The organism is Streptomyces antarcticus, assembly GCF_026627255.1.
Lineage (GTDB): Bacteria > Actinomycetota > Actinomycetes > Streptomycetales > Streptomycetaceae > Streptomyces > Streptomyces antarcticus.
On the sequence record NZ_JAPNLM010000016.1, the window covers coordinates 157293 to 171506 of the forward strand.

The following is a 14214-nucleotide window of genomic DNA, read 5'->3' on the forward strand; positions in this document are numbered from 1 at the left end:
GGGTCACTGTGGCGAACATGGCGAACAAGAACATTCCCGACCCCGGCTACTCCGACGACGACGGCTCCGCCGATCCCCGGCTGACCGCGGCCCTGGCCGCCTGGTCGCAGGACCGGACGCAGGAACCGCAGGTGCTGGCCGCCCTCAGGGACGCCCGTCTCCTGGTGCCCGTCGTCGCCGTCCTCGGTGAGGTCGAGACCGACCCCGTCACCGGGCTCGCGCGCGAGAAGACCAGCGACATGGCCGTGCCGACCCTGCGGGCCGGCGACCGCCGGGCACTGCCCGCCTTCACCTCGACCGCCTCCCTCGCGCTTTGGGACCCGGCCGCCCGTCCGGTGGCCGTCCCGCTGCACCAGGCGCTCGCCGCCGCCGCGCACGAGAAGGCCGACACGGTGGTCCTGGACCTGGCCGGGCCGGTCGCCTACCAGCTGACCGGTCCCGCGCTGCTCGCGCTCGCGGAGGGCCGCACGGACACCGACCCGCTGGCCGACCCCGCCGTACGGGAGGCCGTACGGGCCGCCGTGGCGGCGGAACCCGGCGTACTGCGGGCCCATCTGGGCCCGGCCGGGGCGGGAGCCGACGGCACCCTCGCCGTCGTCCTGGCCGGCGAGGCCGCGGGGCCCCCCGCGGCGGCCCGCCGGCTCGCCGAGGCCCTCGCCGCGGACGAGACGCTGCGGGCCCGGCTGGTGCGCGGGCTGGACCTGGCCCTGCTGCCCGCGGACGCCCCGGCCCCGTCCGGCGAACCGCTCTTCACCCGCTGACCCCGGCACCCGCGTACGCCGTACGGAGGGGGTGCGGGGCTCAGCCGAAGACCGGGCCGGTGAACTTCTCGCCCGGCCCCTGGCCCGGCTCGTCCGGGACGATCGAGGCCTCGCGGAAGGCGAGCTGGAGGGACTTCAGGCCGTCCCGCAGCGGGGCGGCGTGGAAGGAGCTGATCTCGGTGGCGCTCGCCGTGACCAGTCCGGCCAGGGCCGTGATCAGCTTGCGGGCCTCGTCGAGGTCCTTGTGCTCGGAGTCCGGCTTGTCCAGACCCAGATTGACCGCCGCGGCGCTCAGCAGGTGCACGGCCACCGTGGTGATCACCTCGACCGCGGGGACGTCCGCGATGTCGCGGGTCATGGCGTCGTAGTCGGGGGAGCCGTCGGCAGCGGGGTCGGTGGAGGGGGTCGCGTCAGTCATGTGGCCCACGATATGCCGTGCGGCGGGCTTGCCACGCGGGTGCTAGTATGTACTTCGACCGGCCGGACACTGCTGTGCCCGGCCCACAAGTGGAGGCTCCGTTCTCCCACCTGACCGCCCTCCGGGGTGTCGGGTCATCCGGTCAGGCGGTATCCATCGTTCCGTACGGACGATGGAAAGCTGCCCGATGATGCGCCCCGCGGTTCGCACGCGGCGGTGCTCCGGTTGTTTTGGAGCCCCTGCCTGTGCCCGGCGGGGCTTTTTTCATTCTCCCCGCCGCGGTAGGTCTGACGGAAATACACGTCAGCGGCTGTCTGCCAGGCAGCCGTGTGGTGCTACCGAGGAGGATCCATCAGCACCGAGCCCCGCATCAACGACCGGATTCGCGTTCCCGAGGTACGGCTTGTCGGTCCCAGCGGCGAGCAGGTCGGCATCGTGCCGCTTGCGAAGGCGCTCGAGCTCGCGCAGGAGTACGACCTCGACCTGGTCGAGGTCGCGGCGTCCGCACGCCCGCCGGTCTGCAAGCTCATGGACTACGGCAAGTTCAAGTACGAGTCGGCCATGAAGGCCCGTGAGGCGCGCAAGAACCAGGCGCACACGGTCATCAAGGAAATGAAGCTCCGGCCGAAGATCGACCCGCACGACTATGACACCAAGAAGGGTCACGTCGTTCGGTTCCTCAAGCAGGGCGACAAGGTCAAGATCACGATCATGTTCCGTGGTCGCGAGCAGTCCAGGCCGGAACTCGGCTTCCGACTGCTGCAGCGTCTGGCCTCGGACGTCGAGGACCTCGGGTTCATCGAGTCGAACCCGAAGCAGGACGGCCGAAACATGATCATGGTTCTCGGTCCGCACAAGAAGAAGACCGAGGCCATGGCCGAGGCCCGCGAGGCGCAGGCCGCCCGCAAGGCCGAGCGCCAAGGCGTCGCCTACACCGAAGACGGCGTTTCCTACACCGACGACGGGGCTCCTTCCGAGGACGCCGCGCTCGAGGCGGAGGAGACCGAGGCCGCCGAGGTCACCGAGGCTGCCACCGACGAGGCAGGCGCCGGCGAGGCGCCCGCCGACGAGGCGAACACCCAGGCCTGATTCCGGGGCGGCCCGTCTCGGATCACCAACACGACATGACGCTCCCGGAGCCGGTCCGCAGCGGACCGGTGGGAGCGCCACCGACGAGGAGACAACGGCGCTATGCCGAAGAACAAGACGCACAGCGGTTCCAAGAAGCGCTTCAAGATCACCGGCTCCGGCAAGGTGCTCCGTGAGCGTGCCGGCAAGCGCCACCTGCTCGAGCACAAGTCGTCCCGTGTCACCCGCCGCCTGACCGGCACCGCGGAGATGGCCCCCGGCGACGCCGCGAAGATCAAGAAGCTTCTCGGCAAGTGACGCCCTCCGCTCCCCTTCCGGGAGCGGGACGTCAAGACCGGGACCCCATCGAATTCGGGTCGTGTGAAGACAACCACGGCCCCGCTACAAGGAGTTAAAAAGTGGCACGCGTCAAGCGGGCAGTAAACGCCCACAAGAAGCGCCGGGCGATCCTCGAGGCGGCCTCCGGCTACCGCGGTCAGCGTTCGCGCCTGTACCGCAAGGCCAAGGAGCAGGTCACCCACTCGCTGGTCTACAACTTCAACGACCGCAAGAAGCGCAAGGGCGACTTCCGTCAGCTGTGGATCCAGCGCATCAACGCCGCTGCCCGCCAGAACGGCATGACGTACAACCGCCTCATCCAGGGTCTGAAGGCCGCCAACATCGAGGTGGACCGCAAGATCCTCGCGGAGCTGGCCGTCAACGACGCCAACGCGTTCGCCGCGCTCGTCGAGGTCGCGCAGAAGGCGCTTCCGTCCGACGTCAACGCCCCCAAGGCCGCCGCCTAAGGGCCAGCCGGCCCGGCAGTCACAGGGCCGGCCCCCACGGACCCGCAGGCATTCGCCTGCGGGTCCGTGTGCTTTCCCCTCCGCACCAGGACCCGAGAGAGAACCGCAGACACCATGGGCACCCCCGCCGAGCTGATCTCCCCCCGATCCCCCCGGGTGGCCGCCGCCAGGCGACTGGCGCGGCGCAACTTCCGCACCAAGGAGCGCCGGTTCATCGCCGAGGGCCCGCAGGCCGTCCGCGAGGCCGTCGAGCACCGCGGGGCCGAGGGCGGGACGACGCTGATCGAGCTGTTCGCGACCGTCGAGGCCGCCGAGCGCTACGCGGACATCATCGACGCCGCCCTGGCCGCCGGTGCCCGGGTGCACTACGCCGGTGACGAGGTGCTCGCCGAGGTCTCCCAGACCGTCACGCCGCAGGGGCTCGTGGGCGTCTGCCACTTCCTGGACTCCCCCTTCGAGGAGATCCTGGCGGCCCGGCCCAAGCTCGTCGCCGTCCTCGCGCACGTCCGCGACCCCGGCAACGCCGGTACCGTCCTGCGCTGCGCGGACGCCGCCGGCGCGGACGCCGTGGTGCTGACCGACGCCTCGGTCGACCTGTACAACCCCAAGTCCGTACGCGCCTCAGTCGGTTCCCTCTTCCACCTGCCGGTGGCCGTCGGCGTCCCGGTGGAGCAGGCCGTCGAGGGGCTCCGGGCGGCCGGAGTACGGATCCTCGCGGCCGACGGGGCCGGCGAGGACGACCTCGACGCCGAGCTCGACGCGGGCACCATGGGCACCCCCTCGGCCTGGGTCTTCGGCAACGAGGCCTGGGGCCTGCCGGAGGAGACCCGGGCGCTGGCGGACGCCGTGGTGCGGGTCCCGATCCACGGCAGGGCGGAGAGCCTGAACCTCGCGACGGCCGCCGCCGTGTGCCTCTACGCCTCCGCGCGTGCACAGCGGGCGCCCGGAGGGTGCCGCTCCGTGACCCCCAGCTAGTAATGTGGCGGCCCGGGGGGCCCACTGCGCTACTCGGAGATGTGGGGTACGGGGACATGACCGTCGGTACGAACAGCTCGCCGCAGGCCGGCACGGCCACCGGCCCCGCCGCCGAGCGTGTCCAGGACGTACGCGCCGCCCTGGCCGGAGTCCCGCCCCAGGCGGGCCCCGCCCGCCCCGCCCCCGAGGGCGGAGCCGACGGGCCGCGCACCGGAGCACGGCAGGGGCGCGCGGCGTCCCGTACGCCCGTCCCGTACGCCCCGCCCGGCCCGAAGCCGGAGTACGACGCCGGGGCCGCGGCCGAGTCCGGGGCCCCCGGACCGGGCGTCCCCGTCGGACCGGGGCCGGGCGACGCCGCCGGCGAACGGCTGGGCGGCGGCATCGACCCCGACGACCTGCCCGACGGGCTCGTCGTCGCCGACGACTCCGGACGCGTCATCTGCTTCAACCTGGCCGCGGCCCGGATGACCGCCACCGACCCCGCGCGGGCGCTGGGCACCCGTATCGACAGCGCCCTGCCGCTGGAGGACCTCGAGGGCCGCCGCTGGTGGGCGCTGACCGACCCCTACGGAGGCCTGGCCACCCGGCGGGGCCAGCCCGAGCGGAACCTGCTGCTGCCCGGCGGCCGCGAGGTGCTCGTCTCCGCCCGTTATGTGCGCACCCACCCCACCGGCCCGCTGCGCCGCCTCGTCGTCACCCTGCGCGGCACCGAGGCCCGCCGCCGCACCGAGCGCAGCCACGCCGAGCTGATCGCCACCGTCGCCCACGAGCTGCGCTCCCCGCTCACCTCCGTCAAGGGCTTCACGGCGACCCTCCTCGCCAAGTGGGAGCGGTTCACCGACGACCAGAAGCGGCTGATGCTGGAGACCGTCGACGCCGACGCCAACCGCGTCACCCGGCTCATCGCCGAGCTCCTCGACATCTCCCGCATCGACTCCGGCCGCCTGGAGGTGCGCCGCCAGCCGGTCGACATCGGCACCGCGGTGGCCCGTCACGTCCAGGCGCTGACCGCGAACGGACAGACCCCCGAGCGGTTCCTCGTCAGCGTCTGCCGTCCGCTGCCCGATCTATGGGCGGACCCGGACAAGATCGACCAAATTCTCGGCAACCTCCTCGAAAACGCGGTGCGCCACGGTGAGGGAACGGTCACCATCGAGGTGACGCCGCACGAGAAGGGAACAGCCGTCACCGTGACCGACGAGGGCTCCGGGATCCCGGAGGAGTCGATGGGCCGCGTCTTCACCCGCTTCTGGCGGGGGAGCAAGCGCGGCGGCACCGGCCTGGGCCTGTACATCGTCAAGGGCATCGTGGAGGCCCACGGCGGCACCATCGCGGTCGGCCGGGGCCCCGGCGGCGGAGCCGAGTTCCGGTTTATTCTGCCCGTGAGCGCCCCGGCCTACCTCACGCAGTAGCACTGCGGAGCGTCTCGCCAGGCGGCCCACGGGCTCCTTCACCCCCGGCGACCTTTAGACTCGACCTTTGGCACCTTTGTGTCCTTGTGTCGATCAGGTCGATCAAGTCGTCGGGGACCACCAGCCAGCCATCGGAAGTACGGGAAGAGATGTCGGCACCGAACAAGTCGTACGACCCTGTCGAGGTCGAGGCACTGAAACCGGAAGAGATCGAGCGCATGCGGGACGAGGCGCTCGCCGCCTTCGCTTCCGCCGGCGACCTCGACGCACTGCGGGAGGCGAAGACCGCGCACATGGGCGACCGCTCGCCCCTGGCGCTCGCCAACCGCGAGATCGGCGCCCTGCCCCCCCAGGCCAAGGCCGAGGCGGGCAAGCGAGTGGGCCAGGCACGCGGCGCCGTGAACAAGGCCTTCGGGTCCCGCACGGTCGAGCTGGAGGCGGAGCGCGACGAGCGGGTGCTCGTCGAGGAGGCGGTGGACGTCACGCTGTCCTACGACCGCCTGCCGGCCGGCGCCCGGCACCCCCTGACCACGCTGATGGACCGCATCGCGGACATCTTCACGGCCATGGGGTACGAGGTCGCGGAAGGGCCCGAGGTCGAGGCGGAGTGGTTCAACTTCGACGCCCTGAACTTCACGCCCGACCACCCGGCGCGCCAGATGCAGGACACCTTCTTCGTCCAGGGGCCCGAGGGCACAGAGGGCGACGAGTCCGGCGTCGTGCTGCGCACCCACACCTCCCCGGTGCAGGCGCGCTCGCTGCTGGAGCGCAAGCCCCCCGTCTACATCGTGTGTCCGGGGCGGGTGTACCGCACCGACGAGCTCGACGCGACGCACACCCCGGTCTTCCACCAGGTCGAGCTGCTCGCCGTGGACGAGGGCCTGACCATGGCCGACCTCAAGGGCACCATGGACCACATGGTCCAGGAGCTGTTCGGCGAGGGCACGACCACGCGCCTGCGCCCGCACTTCTTCCCCTTCACCGAGCCGTCCGCCGAGATGGACATGCAGTGCTACGTGTGCCGCGGCGCGTCGGTGGGCAACCCCGACCGCCCCTGCCGCACCTGCTCCAGCGAGGGCTGGATCGAGCTCGGCGGCTGCGGGATGGTCAACCCCAAGGTGCTCACCGCCTGCGGCGTGGACCCGGAGAAGTACAGCGGGTTCGCCTTCGGGTTCGGCATCGAGCGGATGCTGATGTTCCGTCACAACGTAGAAGACATGCGAGACATGGTCGAGGGTGACGTTCGCTTCACCCGGCCGTTCGGGAGTGAGATCTGATGCGCGTCCCGCTTTCCTGGCTGCGGGAGTACGTCGACCTCCCCGCGGGTGAGACCGGCCGCGACGTGGCCGCCAAGCTGGTCGACGCCGGCCTCGAGGTCGAGACCGTCGAGCAGCTCGGCGGCGGGCTCAAGGGCCCGCTCGTCGTCGGCCAGGTGCTGACCATCGAGGAGCTCGAGGGCTTCCGCAAGCCGATCCGCTTCTGCACGGTCAACGTCGGCACCGCCAACGGCACCAGCGAGCCGCAGGAGGTCGTCTGCGGCGCCCGGAACTTCGCCGTCGGCGACAAGGTCGTCGTGGTCCTGCCCGGCGCGGTGCTGCCCGGCGACTTCGCCATCGCCTCGCGCAAGACGTACGGCCGCACCTCGCACGGCATGATCTGCTCCGGCGACGAGCTGGGCATGGGCGACGACGGCACGCACGGCATCATCGTGCTGCCGCACGAGCACGAGGTCGGCACCGACGCGATCGAGCTGCTCCAGCTCGTCGACGAGGTCCTCGACATCGACATCACCCCGGACCGCGGCTACTGCATGTCCCTGCGCGGCATCGCCCGCGAGGCGGCGACCGCGTACGGCCTGCCGCTGCGCGACCCGGCGCTGATCGACGTCCCCGCGCCGAACTCGTACGGCTACCCGGTCAAGGTCGACGACCCGGCCGGCTGCGACCGCTTCACCGCGCGTACGGTGACCGGCCTCGACCCCGAGGCGCGCTCTCCGATCTGGCTGACCCGCCGCCTCCAGAAGGCGGGCATGCGCCCGATCTCGCTCGCCGTCGACATCACCAACTACGTGATGCTGGAGCTCGGCCAGCCGCTTCACGCCTACGACCGCTCGCGGATCGACGGCACGATCGGCGTCCGCCGCGCGGAGCAGGGCGAGAAGTTCACCACCCTCGACGGGGTCGCGCGCACGCTCGACGCCGAGGACCTGGTGATCACCGACAACAGCGGGCCGATCGGCATCGCCGGCGTCATGGGCGGTGCCGGCACCGAGATCGCCGACTCCGTCACGAACCCGGAGACCGGACAGGTCACCGGCACCACCGAGGTCGTCGTCGAGGCCGCGCACTTCGACCCCGTGTCGATCTCGCGCACCGCCCGCCGCCTGAAGCTCTCCTCGGAGGCCTCCAAGCGCTTCGAGCGGGGAGTCGACCCGCAGGCCGCCGCCGCTGCCGCGCAGCGGACCGTCGACCTGCTCGTGCTGCTCGCGGGCGGCACCGCCGAGGCGGGCGTCACCGAGTACCTCGCCCCGGGCGCCCCGCGTTCCATCGCGATGAGCGCGGACCACCCGGACCGGGTCGCCGGCATGGACTACGGCCGCGAGACCGTCGTGCGCCGCCTCCAGGAGGTCGGCTGCGACGTGTACGGCCAGGACGAGCTCGTCGTCACCGTCCCGTCGTGGCGGCCCGACCTCGCCGAGCCCAACGACCTCGCCGAAGAGGTCATCCGGCTGGAGGGCTACGGGAACCTCCCGTCCACCCTCCCGCAGGTGCCCTCCGGCCGCGGTCTCACGGCCCGCCAGCAGCTGCACCGCCGGGTGGGACGCGCGCTGGCCGGCGCCGGCTACGTCGAGGCGCTGAGCTACCCGTTCGTGGGGGAGCAGGTCTTCGACCAGCTCCAGCTGCCCGCGGACGACGCCGCCCGCCGGGTCGTCAAGCTCGTCAACCCGATCTCCGACGAGGAGCCGGCGCTGCGCACCACGCTGCTGCCGGGTCTGCTCGGCGCGCTGCGCCGCAACGACAGCCGGGGCAGTCACGACCTCGCGCTCTTCGAGACCGGTTCGGTCTTCCTCGCCGCCGGGCGGCCGGGTGTCGCCGTACGGCTGCCCGTCGACCGGCGTCCCACGGACGAGGAGATCGCCACCCTGGACGCGGCCCTGCCCGCCCAGCCGCGGTACGCCGCGGTCGTGCTGGCCGGTGCGCGCGAGCAGGCCGGCTGGTGGGGCAAGGGCCGCCCCGCCGACTGGGCGGACGCGGTCCAGGCCGCCCGCGCGCTGGCCGCCCTGGCCGGCGCGGAACTCGTCGTCCGCCAGGGCCAGTACGGTCCCTGGCACCCGGGCCGCTGCGCCGAGCTGGTCGTCACCGTCGACGGTGACGAGCAGGTGATCGGCCACGCGGGCGAGCTGCACCCGCGCGTGGTCAAGGCGTTGGGCCTGCCGGCCCGCACCAGCGCCATGGAGCTCGACCTGGACCGCCTCGCGGCGGCCGGCGACGAGTCCCTCCAGGCGCCCCGGATCTCCACCTTCCCGGTGGCGACCCAGGACGTCGCGCTGATCGTCGACGCGTCGGTCCCGGCGTCCGCCGTGGAGGACGCCCTGCACGAGGGCGCGGGCGAACTCCTCGAGTCGCTGAGGCTGTTCGACGTGTTCACCGGTGAGCAGGTCGGCGGGGGCAAGAAGTCCCTGGCGTACGCGCTGCGCTTCCGCGCGGCCGACCGCACGCTGACCGCCGAGGAGTCCACGGCCGCGCGCGACGCGGCGGTGGCGCTGGCCGGCGAGCGGACCGGGGCGGTGCTCCGGGGCGCGTAACCGCCCACCCGCACGGCATGTCGAGGGGCGCGTCCGGACCACTGGGCGCGCCCTTCGCGCGTGGTCGGCGCCGCCTTGACGGGCCGGGTCCGTACGTGCGCCGCGGCGCACCGGCAGGGCGGCCCGCCGACGAACCGCCCTGCCGGTGGCCCCGCGACGGCCGGACGCAGTGGTCAGTGCCGGAGCCGAACCGCGCGCCGGGCCAGGTGGATGGACCCGGCACGCGTGTCGCCGACCCCGCGGGGCCCGGCGACCAACCAGGCGCCGGCGGAGCCGGAACGCGCCGCCCGCCTGCCATGGAGTGTCGGGCAGACAGCAGGACGGGCGGCGCGGTGACGGGTCGTCGCACTGTACGAGGGGGAGCCGACGACCCGGGCTGCCTCTTGGCGAGGCCCTTAAGTGAAGCGCGCGCGGGGGCTCACGCGGCAGGGTACGTTTCGCATTTATGCGCGTACTTGGTTCACACCCTGTGTGAATCAGAAGCAGTACACCCTGTGTGAATCAGAAGCAGTACACCCCGTGTGAAGCGCGCACCCACTAGCCTGTCTCCGAAGAGCCCTTGGAGCGGCCCATGCAGCCCAATGTCCTGCTCGACGCCCTCCTCGCCGAGGCGGGCATGTCCCACGCCGGACTCGCCGCGTACGTGAACCAGGCGGGCAGCACCCGCGGACTCGCCCTGCGCTACGAACACACCGCCGTCGCCCGGTGGCTGAAGGGCCAGCGCCCGCGCGGCCAGGTCCCCGACCTGATCTGCGAGGTGCTCGGGGGCCGGTTGCGGCGCCCCCTCGGACTGGACGACATCGGCCTCGGCCTGCCGGACCGGCCCGCGTCCGCCCATGCCTCCCCGCTCAGCGGGTTCGTCGACCGGGCCGCGGCCCTGTGGCGCTCCGACGGGCAGGCCCGCCCCCAGGCCCTCGCCGCCGGGGCCGTCACCGGGACGCCGGCCGTGATCCCGGTCTGGGAGTGGGAGAACCCGCCCGAGGACGCCGACGTGTCCCGGGAGGGCCCGCACCGGATCGGGCCCGAGCACATCGAGATCCTGAAGGCGGCCCGCGCGCACTACGAGCTCATGTACCGCCGGGCGGGCGGAGTGGCGACCCGGGACCGCGTCGTCCGCTTCCTCGGCAGCGAGACCGCGCCCATGCTGCGCGGGAGCTACTCCGACGGGGTCGGCCGCAGGCTGCACCGCGCCACCGGCTCCCTCGTGGCGGTGGCGGGCATCTGCGCGTACGACTCGGACGCGCACGGCCTGGCCCAGCGCTACTTCCACCAGGCCCTGCGCCTGGCCAAGGCCAGCGGGGACCGCGGGCTCGGGGCGTACGTGGTCGCGCTGATCGTCAACCAGTCCCTGCACCTGCGGGAGTTCCGTCAGGCCGTCGCCTTCGCGGAGGCCGCGCTGCGCTCCGCGGGCCGGCACACCACCCCGGCGCTGGCCGCCGACCTGTACGCCATGCAGGCCAAGGCGTACGCCCAACTCGGAGACGACCGGGCGGCGTTGGAGTGCATCCGGCAGGCGGAGGCGGCCGCCGACCGGATCCGTCCGGGCACCGAGCCGGACGAGACCGGCTACGTACAGCCCGGGCTGGTCAACGTGCAGGTCGCCGAGGCGCTGCTGAGCCTGGGCGATCTCGCCGCCGCGCACGAGCAGGCGACGGCCGCCGTGGGCACCCCCGCGCACGACCGCGGCCGGGTGCACCGGCTGGCGATGCTGTGCGAGATCCAGCTGCGGCAGGGGGAGGCGGACCGGGCCGTGGCGGCGGCGGCCGAGATGGCCGAACGGGCCAGGGGCATGGAGTCGCTGCGGCTGCGCGACCGTTTGCGGACGGTCCGCGCACAGCTGCTGACCAGCGGGTGTTCGGGTGCGCAGGAGACGGCGCTGCTCATCGACGGGACGCTGCGCGTCCCCTTGTGAGGGCCGGTTCTGCTGCCATGTTGCCACCAACCCGATCGGAAGGTGGCATGACCGTGCAGTGGATGAACCTGAACGAGCAGACCGTGTACAGGAACCGCTGGTTCGACGTGAACCTCGCGGACGTCGAGCTCCCCGACGGCCGGCACCTGGACCACTTCGTGATCCGGCTGCGCCCGGTGGCCGTCGCCACGGCCGTCAACGGGGCCGACGAGGTGCTGCTGCTGTGGCGGCACCGCTTCATCACCGACAGCTGGGGATGGGAGCTCCCCGCCGGAGTCGTGGAGGACGGCGAGTCCGTCGAGGCCGCGGCCGCGCGGGAGATGGAGGAGGAGTCGGGCTGGCGGCCCGGCCCGCTGCGCCACCTGATGACCGTGGAGCCGTCCAACGGGCTGACGGACGCCCGCCACCACCTCTACTGGGCGGACGGAGCCACGTACACCGGCCATCCCGAGGACGACTTCGAGTCCTCGCGCAGGGAGTGGGTCCCGCTGAAGCTCGTACCGGAGATGATCGCGCGCGGCGAGGTCCCGGCCGCGAACATGGCGGCCGGGCTGCTCCTGCTGCACCACCTGCGGCTGGGCTAGGTCCTCTCCCGGGCCCGTCCCGTACGGACGGCGCCCCGGACCGGTGCGGGCCCGGTCCGGGGTGGCGGCGGCCCGGAGGCCCTACGCGTACGGGTAGAAGCCCGAGCCCGTCTTGCGGCCGAGGCGGCCCGCGTCGACCATCCGCTGGAGCAGCGGGGGAGCGGCGTACAGCGGCTCCTTGAACTCGGAGTACATCGAGTCCGCCACCGAGGCCACGGTGTCCAGGCCGATCAGGTCCGCCAGCTTCAGCGGGCCCATCGGGTGGGCGCAGCCCAGCTCCATGCCGTTGTCGATGTCCTCGCGGCTCGCGATGCCCGACTCGAACATCCGGATCGCGGACAGCAGGTACGGGATCAGGAGCGCGTTGACCACGAAGCCGGAACGGTCCTGGGCGCGGATCGCGTGCTTGCCCAGCACGTCGCGCACCAGGGCCTCGGCCCGCTTGACCGTCTCGTCAGCCGTGGTCAGCGCGGGGATCAGCTCGACGAGCTGCTGCACCGGGGCCGGGTTGAAGAAGTGGATGCCGATGACCTGGTCGGGCCGCGAGGTCGCGACGGCCAGCTTGACCAGCGGGATCGAGGAGGTGTTCGAGGCCAGGATCGCGTCCGGGCGGGTGACCACCTGGTCGAGGACCTGGAAGATCTCGGTCTTGACCTGCTCGTTCTCGACGACGGCCTCGATGACGAGGTCGCGGTCGGCGAACTCGCCGAGGTCGGTGGTGAAGGTGAGGCGGGCCAGGGTGGCGTCCCGCTCCTCCTCGCTGATCTTGCCGCGTTCGGCGGCCTTGATCAGGGAGTTGTGCAGCCGGGTGCGCCCGATCTCCAGGGCCTCGCCGGTGGTCTCGGCGACCTTCACCTCAAGACCGCTGCGGGCGCACACCTCAGCGATGCCCGCGCCCATCTGGCCGCAGCCCACTACGCCGACGCGAGCGATGTCGGTCGGGAGGGTAGAGAGGTCCGTCACATCGTGCCTTTCGCTGCTCATCCATCGCGGGTCCCCCGTACTCGACAGTGGTAACTGCGTTCCGGCGCCCGCCACGCCCCCCGACGTTACCCCCGACCTTGACCCCGGTGGCGGGCCGGGGCGGGCATGCTGGGCGCACGCAGAGGGATGTCACGCAACGGAACGGAGTCGTCACATGACGTACATCGGACGGCGGGGGCTGCTGGCGGGGGCCGCGGGTGCGCTGGCCGCGGCCGCGGCGGCGGGGGGTCCGGCGGCAGCGGCGGCGGGCGCCGGGGCGAAGCACGCGGCGGGCGTGGCGCGTTCGCCGGGCGCCGCGGAGCGGGCGGGCCGGCACCGGCCCGCGGGGAGGGCGGCGGACGCCCCCGAGTTCCGCGGGATGTGGATCGCCACCGTGCAGAACGTGGACTGGCCGTCCAGGTCCGGACTGTCCGCCGGGAGCCAGCGCGCGGAACTGCTGTCCCTCCTCGACACGGCCGTCGAACGCCGCCTCAACGCTGTGGTCCTCCAGGTCCGGCCGGCGGCCGACGCCCTGTGGCCGTCCCGGCTGGAGCCCTGGTCACAGTGGCTGACCGGGGAACAGGGGGCCGACCCCGGCTGGGACCCGCTCGGCACCGCCGTCGCCGAGGCGCACGCCCGCGGGCTGGAACTGCACGCCTGGTTCAACCCGTACCGGGTGGCCAACCACACCGACCCGGACCGGCTCGTGGCCTCCCACCCGGCCCGGCGCAACCCCGGCTGGACCGTGCCGTACGGCGGGAAGCTCTACTACAACCCCGGGCTGCCCGAGGTGCGCCGCTTCGTCCAGGACGCGATGCTCGACGCCGTCGCACGCTACCCCGTCGACGGGGTGCACTGGGACGACTACTTCTACCCGTACCCGGTGGACGGCCAGTCCTTCGACGACGACGAGGCCTACGAGCGGTACGGCTCCTCCTTCGACTCCCGCGCGGACTGGCGCCGCCACAACACCGACACCTTGGTCCGCGAGATGTCCGAACGGCTGCGGACGCTGCGGCCCGCGGCGCGCTTCGGCATCAGCCCGTTCGCGATCTGGCGCAACGCCGACAGGGACCCGCTCGGCTCGCCGACACAGGCGGGCCTCGGCACGTACGACGACCTGTACGCGGACACCCGCAAGTGGGTCACCGAGGGCTGGATCGACTACGTGGCCCCGCAGGTCTACTGGCACATCGGCCACCCGACCGCCGACTACGCCGACGTCGTCCCCTGGTGGGCGCGGACGGTCGAGGGCACGGGCGTGGACCTGTACGTGGGGGAGGCGCTGTACCGGAGCGACGCGAACAGCCCCACCGCCGCCTGGCGCGATCCGGCGGAGCCGTCCCGGCACGTGCGTTTCGCACGGCAGTACCCGCAGGTCCGCGGCCACCTCTGGTTCTCGGCGAAACAGGTGGCCGCGGACCCCAACGGGGCGATGGCCCGGGTGGTCGCCGACCACTACGGACCGCCCGCCCAACCGCGCTGAGCCGGAGCCCGGCGCACCGGTGCC

At 72.8% G+C, this 14214-nt stretch carries 13 protein-coding genes; 11 read left to right on the forward strand and 2 right to left on the reverse strand.

What is annotated here, in order from left to right; all coding sequences use genetic code 11:
* Window positions 1–17 precede the first annotated feature (17 nt).
* Window positions 18–761, forward strand: a complete 744-nt coding sequence (locus tag OTB16_RS23810) for an SseB family protein (protein ID WP_267722696.1) — start codon at window positions 18–20, stop codon at window positions 759–761.
* Between the two features lie 40 nt (window positions 762–801).
* Here OTB16_RS23810 and OTB16_RS23815 read toward each other — a convergent pair whose 3' ends face one another.
* A complete protein-coding gene (locus OTB16_RS23815; RefSeq protein ID WP_267722698.1) occupies window positions 802–1179 on the reverse strand; it encodes a DUF1844 domain-containing protein in 378 nt (125 codons plus the stop codon).
* A 327-nt stretch (window positions 1180–1506) separates the two neighbouring features.
* Between OTB16_RS23815 and infC the strand changes: the two genes are divergently transcribed.
* From infC to OTB16_RS23860, 9 genes are all read left to right on the forward strand, one after another.
* Window positions 1507–2268: a translation initiation factor IF-3 gene (infC, locus tag OTB16_RS23820; RefSeq protein WP_267722700.1), complete on the forward strand. Its 762-nt coding sequence runs from the start codon at window positions 1507–1509 to the stop codon at window positions 2266–2268.
* 102 nt (window positions 2269–2370) lie between these two features.
* The gene (rpmI, locus tag OTB16_RS23825) at window positions 2371–2565 is read left to right on the forward strand and encodes a 50S ribosomal protein L35 (protein WP_030387121.1); all 195 of its coding nucleotides are present in this window, start codon (window positions 2371–2373) and stop codon (window positions 2563–2565) included.
* Between the two features lie 101 nt (window positions 2566–2666).
* Window positions 2667–3053, forward strand: coding sequence for a 50S ribosomal protein L20 (rplT, locus tag OTB16_RS23830; RefSeq protein ID WP_267722706.1), 387 nt, complete (start codon window positions 2667–2669; stop codon window positions 3051–3053).
* Between the two features lie 114 nt (window positions 3054–3167).
* A complete protein-coding gene (locus OTB16_RS23835; protein ID WP_267722707.1) occupies window positions 3168–4028 on the forward strand; it encodes a TrmH family RNA methyltransferase in 861 nt (286 codons plus the stop codon).
* 56 nt (window positions 4029–4084) lie between these two features.
* A complete protein-coding gene (locus OTB16_RS23840; RefSeq protein ID WP_267722708.1) occupies window positions 4085–5440 on the forward strand; it encodes a sensor histidine kinase in 1356 nt (451 codons plus the stop codon).
* A gap of 149 nt (window positions 5441–5589) precedes the next feature.
* Window positions 5590–6717 carry a phenylalanine--tRNA ligase subunit alpha gene (gene pheS / locus OTB16_RS23845; protein ID WP_267722709.1) on the forward strand — a complete coding sequence of 376 codons (1128 nt, stop codon included), beginning with the start codon at window positions 5590–5592 and terminating at the stop codon, window positions 6715–6717.
* Window positions 6717–9245, forward strand: a complete 2529-nt coding sequence (gene pheT / locus OTB16_RS23850) for a phenylalanine--tRNA ligase subunit beta (protein WP_267722711.1) — start codon at window positions 6717–6719, stop codon at window positions 9243–9245. The genes pheS and pheT overlap by 1 nt, the downstream gene beginning before the upstream one ends.
* A gap of 571 nt (window positions 9246–9816) precedes the next feature.
* Window positions 9817–11157 carry an NsdA family TPR-like regulatory protein gene (locus OTB16_RS23855; protein ID WP_267722712.1) on the forward strand — a complete coding sequence of 447 codons (1341 nt, stop codon included), beginning with the start codon at window positions 9817–9819 and terminating at the stop codon, window positions 11155–11157.
* A 53-nt stretch (window positions 11158–11210) separates the two neighbouring features.
* Window positions 11211–11741 (forward strand): NUDIX hydrolase, encoded by a 531-nt coding sequence (locus OTB16_RS23860; protein WP_267722762.1) that lies wholly within the window; start codon window positions 11211–11213, stop codon window positions 11739–11741.
* 81 nt (window positions 11742–11822) lie between these two features.
* Here OTB16_RS23860 and OTB16_RS23865 read toward each other — a convergent pair whose 3' ends face one another.
* Complete coding sequence (locus OTB16_RS23865; protein WP_267722713.1) at window positions 11823–12725, reverse strand: 3-hydroxybutyryl-CoA dehydrogenase; 903 nt, start codon at window positions 12723–12725, stop codon at window positions 11823–11825.
* A 154-nt stretch (window positions 12726–12879) separates the two neighbouring features.
* Here OTB16_RS23865 and OTB16_RS23870 point away from each other — a divergent pair, with 154 nt between their 5' ends.
* A complete protein-coding gene (locus OTB16_RS23870; protein WP_267722714.1) occupies window positions 12880–14190 on the forward strand; it encodes a glycoside hydrolase family 10-like protein in 1311 nt (436 codons plus the stop codon).
* The last annotated feature ends 24 nt before the right edge of the window (window positions 14191–14214 follow it).

Coding starts and splice junctions, on each gene's coding strand:
- OTB16_RS23810 (WP_267722696.1), top strand. CDS start 18: ATGGCGAACAAGAACATTCCCGACCCCGGCTACTCCGACGACGACGGC.
- OTB16_RS23815 (WP_267722698.1), bottom strand. CDS start 1,179: ATGACTGACGCGACCCCCTCCACCGACCCCGCTGCCGACGGCTCCCCC.
- rpmI (WP_030387121.1), top strand. CDS start 2,371: ATGCCGAAGAACAAGACGCACAGCGGTTCCAAGAAGCGCTTCAAGATC.
- OTB16_RS23835 (WP_267722707.1), top strand. CDS start 3,168: ATGGGCACCCCCGCCGAGCTGATCTCCCCCCGATCCCCCCGGGTGGCC.
- OTB16_RS23840 (WP_267722708.1), top strand. CDS start 4,085: ATGACCGTCGGTACGAACAGCTCGCCGCAGGCCGGCACGGCCACCGGC.
- pheS (WP_267722709.1), top strand. CDS start 5,590: ATGTCGGCACCGAACAAGTCGTACGACCCTGTCGAGGTCGAGGCACTG.
- pheT (WP_267722711.1), top strand. CDS start 6,717: ATGCGCGTCCCGCTTTCCTGGCTGCGGGAGTACGTCGACCTCCCCGCG.
- OTB16_RS23855 (WP_267722712.1), top strand. CDS start 9,817: ATGCAGCCCAATGTCCTGCTCGACGCCCTCCTCGCCGAGGCGGGCATG.
- OTB16_RS23865 (WP_267722713.1), bottom strand. CDS start 12,725: ATGAGCAGCGAAAGGCACGATGTGACGGACCTCTCTACCCTCCCGACC.
- OTB16_RS23870 (WP_267722714.1), top strand. CDS start 12,880: ATGACGTACATCGGACGGCGGGGGCTGCTGGCGGGGGCCGCGGGTGCG.